Raw genomic sequence first — 13332 nt, 5'->3', positions numbered from 1 at the left:
CACTTTAGGATCTTATTTATGATCATCAGCATGATTGCCGCGATGGCAGACAACCGGATTATTGGTAAAGACAATCAAATGCCATGGCATTTACCGGCCGATTTTGCATGGTTTAAACGCTGTACATTGGGCAAACCAGTGATCATGGGGCGAAAAACTTATGAGTCTATTGGTCGCCCGTTACCCGGTCGCCATAATATCGTGATCAGTCGTGATGCTTCATTGGCTATTGAAGGGGTGAGTATTGTCTCTTCGATTGAAGAAGCCATTGAGGTTGCGGGTCATGTGGATGAAGTGATGATCATTGGTGGCGGCTCTATCTATCAAGCCTGTATGCCACAGGCCAATAAACTATACCTCACCTTTATTGACTTAAATATTGAGGGAGATACGCAATTTCCCGAGTGGGGGAGTGAGTGGCAAGAAGTTCATCGTGAAATGTATCAAGCGGATGACAAAAATGCTCACAACATGCAGTTTGTGGTTTTTGATAAGCAATAGAGGATTTCGGATCGATATTAAGCAACGATCCGAATCTTTTTATTCGTTAGCCTTTATGGGTTAACGCTGGTTGAGTGAAGTAGTGTTTATCTTCCCAGCGTAGCATGGTCAAACATCCTCCCCACACACAGCCAGTATCAAGCCCTATCACTTCGTCGCTGCGGTAACCTTCTAACGCAGCCCAGTGGCCAAATAGGACTGTTTTATCGAGTTTAAGGCGTTTGGGTAGGGCAAACCACGGTAACAATTCTTCATCTTTTATTTCTTGAGGGGGAAGTTTGCACGCCATATCAAGACGCCCATCAGCAAAGCAAAAACGCATCCGAGTATAGGCATTGATGGTATAGCGATAGCGATCAATCCCTTCTAGCTTCGAGCTCCACATATCAGGTGTGTTGCTGTACATCTGCTCGATAAGCCAACGCCAACGATCACTTTGCAAAATACTTTCGACTTCTTTTGCTGCTTGACGTGCAGTTTCAAGATCCCATAGAGGAGAAATCCCCGCATGGCACATGACAAAGTCAGCATGTTCAGCGAGGAGCGGTTGATGGCGCAACCAAGTGAGTAGCTCTGTTGCATCGTTCGCTTGTAATATGGGTAAGGTTTTATCACGAGGTTTACATGGGTGGATGCCCAGCGAGACGGCCAGTAAGTGAAGATCGTGATTGCCTAGAACGATACGCGCCGAACAACCCAATTGTTTGATAAAACGTAGCGTTTCTAGAGATTTAGGGCCTCTTGCTACTAAGTCGCCAGCTACCCACAGTGTGTCTTGTTGTGGTTGGAATTGCACTTGAGCCAATAAACACTGTAGTTCGTCAAAACAGCCTTGAATGTCGCCGACAATATAGTTCGCCACGGCTACCTCTTTTAATTTAAAACATTAGGAATAGCGAGACGAAACGGCTCAATTTCAACAATAAATTCAGCGTCTGCTTCATCTAACATAATGTAATGACCTTGCATCACACCGACTGGCGTTTCCAACGCCGTACCACTGTTATAGCGGTACTCATCATTGGGCAAGATAATCGGTTGTTCCCCGACCACGCCATCACCTTCCACAGACATCTGTTTGCCATTCGCATCGGTAATTAACCAACGGCGGCTCATCAGCTGTACCTGCTGGTTGCTGAGATTACGGATGGTGATCACATAGGCAAAGATATAGCGGTGTAAATCGGGATTGGACTGCTCGGGGAGATACTGGGTATGGACTTGGATTTTGATACAAGGTTCAGAGATATCCATGTTAACTCCTTGTTTTTATAGATGAGCGATAGACATTGGCCGTTTATCGCTCAATCGTTATTAGGCGTGATGAGCGTCTAACCAGTTTGCCATAGCAACAAACTGTTCAAGTGTTAGGTTTTCCGGGCGCATGCCAGGGTTGACCCCAAGTTCTTCTAGCGTTTCCACCTCAATCAAACCTTTGTAGCAGTTGCGTACGGTTTTACGACGTTGGTTAAAACCATCTCGGCAGACACGCTCTAACCATTTCATGTTTGTCGTTGGATGCGGCAGTACTTCATAAGGCACCAAGCGCACAACAGCTGAATCAACTTTCGGTGGCGGTACAAAGGCCGTTGGCGGAACTTCCAACACAGGAACCACTTTGCAGAAATACTGCGTCATAACCGTTAAGCGCCCGTAAGCTTTACTGCCGGGACCGGCAGCTAAACGGTTGACCACTTCTTTTTGCAGCATGAAGTGCATATCTTGAATATCTTTATGAAATTCAAATAAGTGGAACATTAATGGCGTTGAAATGTTGTATGGCAAGTTGCCGAAAATGCGCAGTTTATTATTCGGTTTCACCAACTGCGTGAAGTCAAAACGCATCGCATCACCTTCGTGAATCGTCAATTTACTCGATAATTCTGGGTGGTTGCGCAGGCGCTCAGCTAAGTCACGGTCTAGCTCAATAACAGTGAATTTATCCACTTCGCGGCCGACTGGCTCAGTTATCGCTCCAAGACCGGGGCCGATCTCAACCAAATTTTGTCCCGGACGAGGGTTAATCGCAGAGACGATGCCATCAATAATGTATGGATCGTTTAGGAAGTTTTGACCAAAACGTTTACGCGCTTTGTGCCCTAAGTGGACATCATTTCTCATAGTTTTCTCGAAATTAATTAGGTTTCTTTTCTACCAAGTCAATCGCGTAGGCGAGTGCTGTTCTAAAGCTCCCTGTATCCGCAAGCCCTTTCCCTGCCAATTCGAGTGCGGTGCCATGATCGACCGATGTTCTTATAAAGGGTAGACCAAGAGTAATATTTACTGAACGACCAAAGCCTTTGTACTTTAATACGGGCAGGACTTGGTCGTGATACATGCCTAAAACAGCATCGGCATCTTGCAAGTATTTGTCATTGAAGATGGTGTCGGCTGGTAGTGGGCCAATCAAATTAATGCCATCTTGCTGACGAATTTTTTCTAGTGTTGGAGTGATGGTTTCTATCTCTTCACGGCCCAGACAGCCATCTTCTCCTGCGTGTGGGTTTAAACCACACACATAAATTTTGGGTTGAGCAATAGCAAATTTTTCCACCAAATCTTTATGCAAAATAGTGATGATTTTTTCTAACCGCTCGACCGTTACTGCCTTTGATACATAAGCCAGTGGAATATGTGTTGTCACTAGCGCGACTCTCAACCCTTCTGTTGCGAGCATCATAACCACCAGTGGAGTATTAGACTTTTCTGCAAAGAATTCAGTGTGGCCGCTAAATGCAACGCCAGCTCGGTTGATCACCCCCTTGTGCACAGGGCCGGTGACAATAGCATCAAATTCATCATTCATACAGCCTAAAGCGGCTCTTTCTAATGTATTTAATACATAATGTCCATTGGCTTCATTCAGTTTCCCCGTTATCACCGGTGCGCCGAGGGGAATATGATCCACTACTAACCGTCCCGCTTGCTGTGGTTTTGGTGCGGAGGTGACTAAGTAGTCTTCCAATATAACGTCAATATTGAGCTCTTTAGCGCGCTCTGCAAGCAAGCTTTTGTCCGCGCATACCACCAGTTGATGTGCCCAATCTTCTTTTGATAAGGCCAGCACCAAATCTGGGCCAATACCCGCGGGCTCGCCAGCGGTAACCACGATGCGTTTAATTGTCATCTTGGTTGTCCTGTATAATTTCGACAAAGGCACTGGCACGCATTTCTTGTAGCCATGCGCTGGCTTCTTCATTGAATTTTCTATTAAAAAGAATGCGATAAGCTTTGTTTTTCAGTGCGGAGTCGGTGCGGTCGACTTCACGGCGATCAAGCACTTCGACAATATGCCAACCATGAACGGTTTTAAAGGGTTCGCTGATTTGCCCAACAGATAATGTTTCGATTTGATGTTGAAACTCCGGCACGTACAGATCCGGTGTTTGATAACCCAATTCGCCATTTTGCGCCGCAGAGCCGGGATCTTGGCTGTATTGCTGCGCCAATTCACCAAAGGTCGCTTCACCTGCCTTAATGCGACGAATGAAGTCATGTAGCTCTTTTTGTACGCCGTCATCGCTTAAAATAACCGTGGGTTTGATTAAAATATGGCGTGCATTAACTTCCGTGACCGCGACGGTTTCTAATCCTTTGACGTCATCAATTTTAAGAATGTGGAAGCCGACGCCACTGCGAAATGGCCCAATAATAGAGCCTTTGTTTTGCATTTTGATTTGGTCGGCAAAAATTGTCGGCATTTCTTCTTTGCGCATCCAGCCCCAATCACCACCTTGCAGCGCTTTCGGACCTTTTGAATAGGTATAAGCCATGGTGCTGAAATCCGCTCCTTGGTTGAGTTTTTCGACTAAGGTTTTGGCTTGCTGTTCTACTGCGGCCTTATCTTGAGTGTCGTCAACACGCAGTTGGATGTGGCTGATTTTATATTGCACCGTTGCATTGGTTTCTTGCGCAAGAATATTGGCTAAGTTGTCCACTTCGTCCGGTAATATATTGATCCGGCGACGAACTAAAGCATTGCGCGCTTCACTTGCTGCAATTTCTTTACGTACTTGTTCGCGAAATTCCGCATAAGTCAGCCCTTCAGCAGTAACAGAAGCGTTAAGCTGTTCTAGGGTTTGATTATTGTTTTTCGCGATGTCGGCGATCGCGTCACTGAGTCGGTTATCGTCAATGCGAACGCCAATGCGTTGTGCTTCTTGTTGCTGAATGGTATCAATAATCAATTTTTCAACCACTTGCTCACGCAGCACTGTGTCTTCGGGTAGCGTTTGACCATTTTTCTTTGCATTAATGGTCAAGGTTTTTAATGCACCATCAATGTCACTCTGTAAAATAACGCCACTATTGACGATGACGGCGACGCGATCGAGCTCAACAGGAGTAGCGTATGCGGTGTTTAGGCTTAATGTTGCCATCAATCCAATCAGTGTGTGTTTCCACAATTTCATTTGTAGTCCTATCAAAATGAGCAAGGGCCTTTACGCTTAAGCAAAGGCCGAATAAATTAGTTGTTTAGGAAAAATGGACGACCATAACTTAATGAATTTCCAGCGCTGTCTACGCCAGTCATTCCGGAACCAGCACCAATCGTGGTGCCAAAACCGACAATACCAAAGTTCAAACTAAAGTTATTTTCGTAGAGTGGCGTAGCATTAGGGTCGGTAACAAAATCACCATCCCATTTCCGCAGTTGATTACTATAAGTAAAACCGATGTACCAGCAGTCAGAGGTGTAGCTTAGGTTAGCCAGCCACTCCAGGCTCTTTTTCGTGGTTAAATCGTAGAAGTACTGTCCGCTAGCATTCCACTTTTTGGAGATCTGATACCCAGCCAGTAAACCGGCTTGTGAAATGCCATCTTTGGTAATGGCATTAATATTGGTAATTGTATCGCCAACGGTATTATCAATATACTCTTTGGTGACGTAACGATAGTTAGTTTGAATGTATCCAGAACCCACTCTGTACTCTAGAGTACTATTGGCGAGCTGCATCGTACTGCTGTCAATGTCGTACTGAACCCCGCCATGGTAGAAGAGTAAATCATCATAGTTGAAATCCATTTCGACGGCCCAAGCCGAGTAGTTGGAGTTAGTGTCTAAATTCTCAGTCTCATTGGGTGAGGAGTTTTTGAGATTTTTTTTGAGGTAAAAAATTTGACCAAAAGAGATATTTAAACGTTCTTTATACTGATCGTCGAAAAACCGTGAAGAGGCACCGTAGCTGATCTGATTTGCCGGGGCAATATAATCGACACCGCTGTATTTACGGCTGCGGAATAAACCATAATAATCGGTTTGCAGTAGCGTTGTATCGTACAGCCCGATATTGCGCTGATCTTCTCTCGGTACATACAGGTATTGAATCTGCGGCTCAAGTGTCTGCGTATAGTCATCAAACAGAACCGTATCTCTTTCCAGTACTAATCCCGCATGAGTTCTAAATTCCGGAATGATGCGTGAAACGCTCTCTTTTAGGTCTTTATAGTTATCCGAATTGAGGTCAACACCGCTGAGATCTTGTTGGTAATAAGTACCAAGCACTCGCGCTTCGGTTGTCCAAGTGCCCCAGGTGTTACTGATAGGAATAGTAAAGCCCGGTTCAATGTGCGCTCGGGTGGCTGCAGGTTTTCCTCTTGCATCGGTTTCAAAACGCGATAGATGGCTCACCATATCAAAGTTCAAATACGGTAATAATTCGGGCGCATAGTAATTAAACGCAATCTGTGGCATCAAGCGATAGGGTTGGTTGGTGCTAGTTTTGTCTTCTGTAAGCAGCTGAAAGTCGCGAACCAGTATCGATGAATCCCAATTGTGGGTCCGGTAGGTGGCTTTACCTTCTTGGATAAGCTGACCATCTTCTCGGTTACCGATACCTGAGTCTAAATCACTAAAGTAGCTAATGTCACTGACTTGAGAGTAGTCAATTTCAAACTTCCAAGCTTGGTTGAAAATACCACTGTGTTGGTATTGGAAGCCCCAGCGGCTGCCCTTTTCCGGATGTTTTTGGTCATCAGGTAAATATTCAGATTTAATGTTACCTGTACCAAAATCATTCAGATAACGGAATTCACTGTTTAATTGCGTACCGCGTTCTTGCATGTATTTAAAGGTCGTTTCTAGGTCATAGTTTGGCGCTAAGTTCCAATAAATAGGTACTTGGGCTTTAAAACCATCGCTAGAACCGTAAGAAACGGTAGGGTATAAAAATCCCGTTTTACGTGTGTCGCCAATCGGCACCGTAAGAAATGGCAGATAAAAAATCGGAATATTTTGAATCTCGAAGCGCGGATTATAAAAAGTGGCTTGCTCTTCATTTTGGTCAATATCAATGCTGGATGCTTTCAATCGCCATGCATTATTGCCTTCAGGGCAAGAGGTAATCGAACCATCTTCTATCTCATAAACGGCCTTACCCGTTTTGGAAATATACACAGCTTCACCACGGCCGGGTTCACACAAAAATTGATATTTTGTGTTCTCTAATGTCATTAAATCCGTATTAAGATTGTTGGTGGCTTTGTCAGAAATGGTCCTTACTTCACCGTCACTGAAGTTGACATTACCTTGCGCAACCACAATATTATCTTTCTGATGCAGGGTAACGGTATCCGCTAGAATGCGTTTTTTACCTTGAACAACGACCACATTGCCTGAGTAGTTTGCGCGTTCACCGTTCACGGCTTCTAGCGTATCAGCCTCGACATTAATCGGTTGCTGACTTGAGTTTTCTGCTTCAGGTTCGTTGATCAAACATTGATCTATAGCGGGCATTTCCTGCACACTATTGTCTAACATAGCTTCTGCTTGAGTCTGTGGCACAAAAAGAGCTGCGCTAATTGAAGCGGCTAACAAGGTGCGGGAAAAACATGACATCGAGTTGTACTATCCTGTTTGAACTTGATTGATTCGGAAGATGGATGGCCGAATGTAAAATAAAACGTTTCTTATCATAAAGGAAATTGAAGCTCCCGGCACTATCAGACCGCTTTACTCCTGAAAAATTCATAGATTGAGAGCACATAATGCATATTTTTGGCAAAATTCTTGGCGCTTTTTTTGGCTTCTTATTTGGAGGACCGTTTGGCGCATTTTTTGGTTTGTTTCTCGGGCATCAATTTGATAAAGCTTGTCGTTTGAATCAAGCGGGGTTTAAAACTGGCTCATTTGGTTCTGGGCCAAGCCAAACTGAGCGACAAGACGAATTTTTTAAAGCCGCTTTCGCGGTCATGGGCCATGTTGCTAAAGCGAAAGGGCAAGTTACCAAAGAAGAGATCCAGCTAGCTACCATCATGATGGAGCGTATGAACTTACATGGTGAGCAACGTAAAGCGGCTCAAGATGCGTTTCGTGAGGGTAAAGAGAGTGGCTTTCCTTTAGAGGAAGTGTTGGAGCGTGTGCGCCTTTCGACGGGTGGACGCTTTGACTTGTTGCAATTTTTCCTCGAATTGCAAATATCAGCCGCGTTTGCCGATGGGGATGTTCACCCTAGCGAGCGCAATGTACTGCACAAAATCGCTCGTAGTTTAGGTTTCTCATCCGATCAACTGGAAAGACGCTTGCGTATGCAAGAAGCGGCCTTTCGTTTTCAACAAGGCGGAAATTTTGGTGGCCAACAGCAAGGCTACCAGCAATCTGGGCAGTGGCAACAAGCCGCGCAAGCTGAACGCCTCACTGATGCTTACGATGTGTTAGGCGTGAGTGAAGATGCGGATGCTAAAGAAATTAAACGTGCCTATCGCAAATTGATGAATGAGCATCACCCAGATAAATTGATGGCCAAAGGCTTACCACCAGAGATGATGAACGTTGCGAAAGAAAAATCGCAAGAGATCCAAAATGCGTACGATTTGATTAAGAAAGAGAAGGGTTTTAAGTAACCGGCTATCGTGAATTACCGCGAACGTTCCAATCGATTGAGCTGGTGAAAACTGGCTCTTTTTATTATGAGCATACGCAAGACACAAAAAAAGCCAAGTTTGAAAACTTGGCTTTAGAAAGTGGCTCCCCCTGCAAGACTTGAACTTGCGACATACGGATTAACAGTCCGCCGTTCTACCGACTGAACTAAGGGGGAACGAATGTTTGCTTATCTTATGCAGATAAATGGTGCCGACTACCGGAATCGAACTGGTGACCTACTGATTACAAGTCAGTTGCTCTACCTACTGAGCTAAGTCGGCGCCGAATCAATAAGCAGTGCTCATTGATGAAAAGTGGCTCCCCCTGCAAGACTTGAACTTGCGACATACGGATTAACAGTCCGCCGTTCTACCGACTGAACTAAGGGGGAACAGGTTTTAAAGAATGGTGCCGACTACCGGAGTCGAACTGGTGACCTACTGATTACAAGTCAGTTGCTCTACCTACTGAGCTAAGTCGGCACATTTTTATCTTTAAATTTATTGTCTGTGCTAGGCACCAACAATTTAGAAACTGTGGTGCCCGGAGGCGGAATCGAACCACCGACACGAGGATTTTCAATCCTCTGCTCTACCGACTGAGCTATCCGGGCGACGGGGTGTATTAAAAGGTTTTTCGCATTTAACGTCAACAGTAAAATGCAAAAAAAATGTCGTTTGTTGTTTTTCTATACTTAGTGACTCGTTTTTGCCCATTTTCGTTAAAAATTAGTGTCAGATTAGATAGGGAAAGAGGCGTTGAAAAGAAAATAGGAGCTTTGAATGGAGCAAATAGCGAATAAAAGCGCGTTGAAAAACACACGTTTATCCGCTTGGTTACACTAAAGGAGCAAACTCACCAGACTGGTTTTAGTTTTTGACGGAAAATGGACTGACCCATAATTCAATCGTTGTAGAGGTAATCGCTGTAGAGGTAGAGGGGATTGGATAAATATGACAGGTAATAAAAAAGCCAAGTCGTTAGACTTGGCTTTAAAAGTGGCTCCCCCTGCAAGACTTGAACTTGCGACATACGGATTAACAGTCCGCCGTTCTACCGACTGAACTAAGGGGGAATTATTTGTGTAAGTCTAAGACTTCGCACCAAATAATGGTGCCTCGAGGCGGAATCGAACCACCGACACGAGGATTTTCAATCCTCTGCTCTACCGACTGAGCTATCGAGGCAATAAATGGTGCCGACTACCGGAATCGAACTGGTGACCTACTGATTACAAGTCAGTTGCTCTACCTACTGAGCTAAGTCGGCGCACTTTATTTATTGCTTGCTGCTACTTTAACAAAAGCACCAACAATTTAATTTGTGGTGCCCGGAGGCGGAATCGAACCACCGACACGAGGATTTTCAATCCTCTGCTCTACCGACTGAGCTATCCGGGCAACGGAGCGCTATTAAACGGATTTTCCCTTCAATCGTCAACTGCTTTTTGGAAATATTTTGAAAAAACGGTTTGTTTGCTGCGAATTTAGACAAAGCTGCGCTTTTTTATCCACCTGCGTTAAATTCCTTTTTGAATTTTGTTACTTTTTCTAAGTACCTTCTCGATTCAGCATTAGGGTGTTTTTGGGTCAGCGCCCAATAGACTTGATTGGGTTGCAGTGAATTTAAGTCCCTCATCGCTCGTTTCCTATCTTTGCTAAAGGTATTCAGTACTCCTCCTGTGCCGCCGTTGTAGGCCGAAATCATACTGTATTCGAGTGACGTTGGATGGCTGACCTCTTTGAGGTAGCGGTTTTTCAGAATATAAAAATAGGCCGTTCCCGTATCAATATTTTTTTCGGGATCAAACAGATATTCAGGACTGGGCTCACCAGATTTATTTTTGACCAGTTTAAAAACATCTCGACCTGCGGTTTTAGGAACCACTTGCATCAGGCCATACGCATTGGCCCAACTGACAGCGTAGGGGTTAAAGCTACTTTCAGTTTTTATGATCGCGTAGATCAGATCTTCGGGAATGTTATATTTTTTCGAGGCTCGGTGCACGATGTCGGCGTATTTATAACCTCGTTTAGAGGCATGATCCGCTACCATAGGAATTTCCACATAGTAGGCTTTTTTGAAATCAACGTTCTTAACTTTTAATTTATTTTCAATAAGATAATCAGCAAATCGATTCGCGCGCCAACCCCACTGGATCGGTTGTTTATCTTGATCAAGCACTTGGTTGTACAAAAATGGCTGACCATTCAATTCGATATTTTGTGAAGAGAAAAGGTCAACGTGTGCGGGATCATCAGGCGTGAGCAAGGTGGTAATAATGGCATTGCGCAGATGTTTTTTGGGGTCAGTTGGGGAAACTGTTTCGATAATAATGGTTCCCGTGGAGAAATTGACTTCGGAACGACTCAGGTAATTATCGATGTATTTTACATAGTTGCTTTTACCGGCGACTTTGATCTCTTTACTGCCCCAGCGTTTCTCGATGTTGCCAGAAAAACTGCTGATCAGTGCATCTAAGGCGGCGGTATCTTTGACAAATTGCCCGGGTAATTGCGCTAAGTTTTTGGCAAAACGATTGGTCGGCTCATAGTCGACGCTGTATATGCGTTCAACTAATTCTCGGCTACAACCGGCCAGTAGCATTGCAATAAAAAAGTAAGTCAGCTTTCTCATTATCTTCCCAATACAAAAATGACATCAGAGCGTTTACCATGATGTCATTGATTATCCTCGAAATAAATAAGGTATCTCTTATTTGCTTGGTGGCGTGTAGCCTTCGATATGGACCTCTTTTCCTTCAAATAGGAAGTTGGTCATTTCGGTTTCCAGCAATTTACGATGTTCAGGGTCCATCATATTGAGTTTTTTCTCGTTGATCAGCATGGTTTGCTTATGCTGCCATTGTGCCCAAGCCTCTTTTGAGATGTTGTCAAAAATACGTTTACCTAATTCACCTGGGTACAGTTGAAAATCCAAACCGTCGGCTTCTTTATTTAGTCGAGCACAAAATACAGTGCGGCTCATGGTCACTTCCTCTTCGGTGTTTTAAGGGTTAATTTCAAATGGAAGGCTTTCTAGCAACTGTTTTACAGGAGCGGCTAAGCCGATTTGTTCCGGTTGGGCTAAGTTATACCAAAGACCTTTGCTTGCTTCCATGATGATGTTCGGTTGTTGAGATAACTCCACCAAGATCGGTGTGATCTCTAAATGATAATGGCTAAACGTGTGGCGAAAAGCGATGAGTGGGCGAATAGAGCGGATAGCGCTCTCTTTGATGGCTCTGTGATCAAGTTGATCTTCGATGGCGCTATTGGGGTTTTCAGGGAAGCAAAATAATCCACCCCAAATTCCACTTTGAGGGCGCTGTTCTAACCATACTTGATGGTTATGGTGCAGCATCACAAACCAAGTTTGTTTGGTTGGTTTGTCTGTTTTTGGTTTTTTGCCCGGATAATCGAGTGGGTTATTTTGTTTATTGGCGATGCAAAAAGATTCAACTGGGCAGAGCGTGCATTTCGGTTTGCTGCGTGTGCAGACCATCGCCCCCATATCCATCATGGCTTGGTTATATTTATCAACATCTTGCGCTGGCGTATTTTGTTCGGCATGTTGCCACAACTGAGTTTCAACTTTTTTTTGCCCCGGCCAGCCTTCGACAGCAAAACAGCGGGCTAAAGTACGCTTTACGTTACCATCTAAAATGGCGTGCGGCTGCTTATAAACCGAAGAAAGCACCGCCGCAGCGGTTGAGCGGCCAATACCCGGTAGAGCATTCATCTGTTCGATATCAAGGGGAAACTCACCGCCATATTCGCTGGCCACTATTTTGGCTGCTTTGTGTAGATTGCGCGCACGCGCGTAATAACCAAGGCCGGTCCATAGGTGCAGTACCTCGTCTTGTTCTGCATTGGCCAGATCAATCACGGTTGGAAAGCGTTGCATGAAGCGTTCGAAATAAGGGATTACCGTTGCGACTTGAGTTTGTTGGAGCATAATTTCCGACAGCCAAACGCTGTAGGCCGTTTTGTTTTGTTGCCACGGCAAATGTTTGCGCCCATAGGCGTCATACCATTTTAAAATGGCGTTAGCGAAAGGTGTCACGACAGGCTCTTTGGTTTATAGTTTTAGTGGAGCAAAATTGCACCACATAAATGTGACGTTGTAAAACGGACAAATTGTGTGGATTTATCCAACAAGTTTATTTCGATAACACTTGCACCGAGAATAATTCTTTGGATAATCCCCGCTTTGATTAATCAATGTGCAGGCAAGATCAATGAGTGAAGTAACCACCAACGAATATACCGAAGAAGGCAAAATACTGCGTCGAATCCGTAGTTTCGTTCGTCGTGAGGGTCGATTAACCAAAGGCCAAGAAGCGGCAATGAATGAATGTTGGCCAACAATGGGTATTGATTTCCAGCCACAATTGCTCGATTGGGCGGCGGTTTTTGGTAACGATAACCCGGTGGTTTTAGAAATCGGTTTTGGTATGGGCGCTTCATTAGTTGAAATGGCTAAAAATGCACCGCAAAAAAACTTCTTTGGTATTGAAGTGCATAGCCCAGGTGTTGGCGCCTGTTTGTCAGCCGCTCGTGATGCTGGCGTGACTAATTTACGCGTGATGTGCCATGATGCAGTGGAAGTATTTGAACACATGATCCCTGATGGTAGCCTGCATACACTGCAACTGTTCTTCCCTGATCCTTGGCACAAAAAACGTCACCATAAGCGCCGTATTGTGCAGTTAGAATTTGCGGAAATGGTGCGTCAAAAACTAAAAATGGAAGAGGGCATCTTTCATATGGCGACCGATTGGGAAAACTACGCTGAGCATATGATTGAAGTGATGAATCAAGCGCCGGGCTTTGCCAATATTGCCGCAGAAGGTGACTATATTCCTCGTCCAGAAGAGCGTCCTTTGACTAAATTTGAAGCGCGTGGTCACCGTTTAGGTCATGGTGTGTGGGATATAAAATATAAACGCACCGCGTAACGACTCA

12 protein-coding genes and 9 tRNA genes are annotated in these 13332 nt (G+C 44.6%); 3 read left to right on the top strand and 18 right to left on the bottom strand.

Annotated features, from left to right (window positions below; translation table 11 throughout):
• Positions 1–18: 18 nt before the first annotated feature.
• Positions 19–501: a type 3 dihydrofolate reductase gene (gene folA / locus N5E84_RS11050; RefSeq protein ID WP_017045398.1), complete on the top strand. Its 483-nt coding sequence runs from the start codon at positions 19–21 to the stop codon at positions 499–501.
• 46 nt (positions 502–547) lie between these two features.
• Here the strand turns inward: folA and apaH are convergent, their stop codons facing one another.
• The 6 genes from apaH to lptD are packed head-to-tail and all read right to left on the bottom strand — an operon-like array spanning position 548 to position 7339.
• Entirely contained in the window at positions 548–1363 is an 816-nt protein-coding gene (gene apaH, locus N5E84_RS11045) for a bis(5'-nucleosyl)-tetraphosphatase (symmetrical) ApaH (RefSeq protein WP_017045399.1), read from the bottom strand.
• A gap of 11 nt (positions 1364–1374) precedes the next feature.
• Positions 1375–1755, bottom strand: a complete 381-nt coding sequence (gene apaG / locus N5E84_RS11040; RefSeq protein WP_013857836.1) for a Co2+/Mg2+ efflux protein ApaG — start codon at positions 1753–1755, stop codon at positions 1375–1377.
• Between the two features lie 60 nt (positions 1756–1815).
• On the bottom strand, positions 1816–2622 hold the full coding sequence (gene rsmA / locus N5E84_RS11035; protein WP_013857835.1) for a 16S rRNA (adenine(1518)-N(6)/adenine(1519)-N(6))-dimethyltransferase RsmA: 807 nt from the start codon (positions 2620–2622) through the stop codon (positions 1816–1818).
• 13 nt (positions 2623–2635) lie between these two features.
• Entirely contained in the window at positions 2636–3628 is a 993-nt protein-coding gene (gene pdxA, locus N5E84_RS11030) for a 4-hydroxythreonine-4-phosphate dehydrogenase PdxA (RefSeq protein ID WP_017043800.1), read from the bottom strand.
• Entirely contained in the window at positions 3618–4913 is a 1296-nt protein-coding gene (surA, locus tag N5E84_RS11025) for a peptidylprolyl isomerase SurA (RefSeq protein ID WP_019282297.1), read from the bottom strand. The genes pdxA and surA overlap by 11 nt, the downstream gene beginning before the upstream one ends.
• 56 nt (positions 4914–4969) lie before the next feature.
• Positions 4970–7339: an LPS assembly protein LptD gene (gene lptD, locus N5E84_RS11020; RefSeq protein WP_029388238.1), complete on the bottom strand. Its 2370-nt coding sequence runs from the start codon at positions 7337–7339 to the stop codon at positions 4970–4972.
• Positions 7340–7488: 149 nt separating this feature from the next.
• On the opposite strand from lptD, the gene djlA reads away from it, so the two are divergent.
• Positions 7489–8343 carry a co-chaperone DjlA gene (gene djlA, locus N5E84_RS11015; RefSeq protein ID WP_019282296.1) on the top strand — a complete coding sequence of 285 codons (855 nt, stop codon included), beginning with the start codon at positions 7489–7491 and terminating at the stop codon, positions 8341–8343.
• A 121-nt stretch (positions 8344–8464) separates the two neighbouring features.
• Here the strand turns inward: djlA and N5E84_RS11010 are convergent.
• From N5E84_RS11010 to mutY, 12 genes are all read right to left on the bottom strand, one after another.
• A tRNA-Asn gene (locus N5E84_RS11010) sits at positions 8465–8540 on the bottom strand.
• 30 nt (positions 8541–8570) lie between these two features.
• Positions 8571–8646 (bottom strand) — tRNA-Thr (locus N5E84_RS11005).
• Between the two features lie 34 nt (positions 8647–8680).
• Positions 8681–8756: transfer RNA gene (locus tag N5E84_RS11000), tRNA-Asn, on the bottom strand.
• A gap of 15 nt (positions 8757–8771) precedes the next feature.
• Positions 8772–8847, bottom strand: a tRNA-Thr gene (locus N5E84_RS10995).
• Between the two features lie 55 nt (positions 8848–8902).
• A tRNA-Phe gene (locus tag N5E84_RS10990) sits at positions 8903–8978 on the bottom strand.
• Between the two features lie 386 nt (positions 8979–9364).
• A tRNA-Asn gene (locus tag N5E84_RS10985) sits at positions 9365–9440 on the bottom strand.
• Positions 9441–9476: 36 nt separating this feature from the next.
• Positions 9477–9552, bottom strand: a tRNA-Phe gene (locus N5E84_RS10980).
• A 6-nt stretch (positions 9553–9558) separates the two neighbouring features.
• Positions 9559–9634 (bottom strand) — tRNA-Thr (locus tag N5E84_RS10975).
• A gap of 55 nt (positions 9635–9689) precedes the next feature.
• Positions 9690–9765: transfer RNA gene (locus tag N5E84_RS10970), tRNA-Phe, on the bottom strand.
• A 106-nt stretch (positions 9766–9871) separates the two neighbouring features.
• Positions 9872–11002: a membrane-bound lytic murein transglycosylase MltC gene (gene mltC / locus N5E84_RS10965; RefSeq protein ID WP_013857830.1), complete on the bottom strand. Its 1131-nt coding sequence runs from the start codon at positions 11000–11002 to the stop codon at positions 9872–9874.
• Between the two features lie 78 nt (positions 11003–11080).
• Positions 11081–11353, bottom strand: coding sequence for an oxidative damage protection protein (locus N5E84_RS10960; protein WP_010320634.1), 273 nt, complete (start codon positions 11351–11353; stop codon positions 11081–11083).
• A gap of 21 nt (positions 11354–11374) precedes the next feature.
• Positions 11375–12430, bottom strand: a complete 1056-nt coding sequence (mutY, locus tag N5E84_RS10955) for an A/G-specific adenine glycosylase (RefSeq protein WP_013857828.1) — start codon at positions 12428–12430, stop codon at positions 11375–11377.
• A gap of 175 nt (positions 12431–12605) precedes the next feature.
• Here mutY and trmB point away from each other — a divergent pair, with 175 nt between their 5' ends.
• Positions 12606–13325: a tRNA (guanosine(46)-N7)-methyltransferase TrmB gene (gene trmB, locus N5E84_RS10950; RefSeq protein ID WP_026027213.1), complete on the top strand. Its 720-nt coding sequence runs from the start codon at positions 12606–12608 to the stop codon at positions 13323–13325.
• Positions 13326–13332 lie beyond the last annotated feature (7 nt).

This window comes from Vibrio sp. J502 (assembly GCF_025397955.1).
Classification (GTDB): Bacteria; Pseudomonadota; Gammaproteobacteria; order Enterobacterales; family Vibrionaceae; genus Vibrio; species Vibrio anguillarum.
Note: the sequence above shows the minus strand (reverse complement) of the source record. Positions and strands in the feature narration are given on the sequence as shown.

What these genes read in the sequence shown, in the direction of transcription:
- folA (WP_017045398.1), top strand. Translation starts at nt 19, where the DNA reads ATGATCATCAGCATGATTGCCGCGATGGCAGACAACCGGATTATTGGT.
- apaG (WP_013857836.1), bottom strand. Translation starts at nt 1,755, where the DNA reads ATGGATATCTCTGAACCTTGTATCAAAATCCAAGTCCATACCCAGTAT.
- rsmA (WP_013857835.1), bottom strand. Translation starts at nt 2,622, where the DNA reads ATGAGAAATGATGTCCACTTAGGGCACAAAGCGCGTAAACGTTTTGGT.
- pdxA (WP_017043800.1), bottom strand. Translation starts at nt 3,628, where the DNA reads ATGACAATTAAACGCATCGTGGTTACCGCTGGCGAGCCCGCGGGTATT.
- surA (WP_019282297.1), bottom strand. Translation starts at nt 4,913, where the DNA reads ATGAAATTGTGGAAACACACACTGATTGGATTGATGGCAACATTAAGC.
- lptD (WP_029388238.1), bottom strand. Translation starts at nt 7,339, where the DNA reads ATGTCATGTTTTTCCCGCACCTTGTTAGCCGCTTCAATTAGCGCAGCT.
- djlA (WP_019282296.1), top strand. Translation starts at nt 7,489, where the DNA reads ATGCATATTTTTGGCAAAATTCTTGGCGCTTTTTTTGGCTTCTTATTT.
- mltC (WP_013857830.1), bottom strand. Translation starts at nt 11,002, where the DNA reads ATGAGAAAGCTGACTTACTTTTTTATTGCAATGCTACTGGCCGGTTGT.
- N5E84_RS10960 (WP_010320634.1), bottom strand. Translation starts at nt 11,353, where the DNA reads ATGAGCCGCACTGTATTTTGTGCTCGACTAAATAAAGAAGCCGACGGT.
- trmB (WP_026027213.1), top strand. Translation starts at nt 12,606, where the DNA reads ATGAGTGAAGTAACCACCAACGAATATACCGAAGAAGGCAAAATACTG.